The following is a 694-nucleotide window of genomic DNA, read 5'->3' on the forward strand; positions in this document are numbered from 1 at the left end:
TTATTACTTGTCTTGACCACCCTAAGGCTGGCAATCAGGTCTTTTTAGTGAGTGATGGCTATGATGTTTCAACGACGCAGATCTTAACAGAGCTAACAATAGCGTCTGGACAAAAGCCATGGTTAATCCCTTTACCAGTTCCTTTATTGAAGTTAATTGCATCAATATTGGGTAAAGGAAAAATGGCAGATCGGCTCTGTAGTAACCTCCAAGTGGAGATTTCATATACCAAACAAGTGATAGGGTGGAAGCCGCCAATACCTTTTAATGAAGGGATTCGTCGCTGTTTTGGTAAGCTTCCTTGATACGCATGCTGTGTGTGCATGTGGTTTTTTAGTTTTTCGGTCACAGCTCCAGTGCTTTCTAGTGAATCAAGGTTTGGTTTCTTAGATTGTTACTGTTATCCTCTCAGCGATTTGGATAGGCTTGGTTGTTTAGGATTATAAAATGGAGAAAACGATTTTAGTAACTGGTGGAGCTGGTTTTATTGGTTCAGCTCTGGTTCGATATATTATTAATTGTTCAGATGATAAGGTTGTTAACGTTGATAAGCTTACTTATGCAGGCAACCTTGAGTCGTTGACCGCTGTAAGTAGCAGTGAACGCTACTTTTTTGAAAAAGTAGATATTTGCGATGCAGCTGAGATTAAACGGGTTTTTAATCAGTACAAGCCAGACTTAGTTATTCATTTGG

General features: G+C 39.5%; 1 protein-coding gene and 1 pseudogene. Both read left to right on the forward strand.

Features of this window, described 5'->3' with window-relative positions; all coding sequences use genetic code 11:
* Window positions 1-305: pseudogene (locus tag A3735_RS30810) on the forward strand (nucleoside-diphosphate sugar epimerase); the annotation flags it as partial.
* 142 nt (window positions 306-447) lie between these two features.
* The coding region (locus tag A3735_RS10535; RefSeq protein WP_156499596.1) for a GDP-mannose 4,6-dehydratase at window positions 448-694 on the forward strand (247 nt) is incomplete at its 3' end.

This window comes from Oleiphilus sp. HI0061, assembly GCF_001635675.1.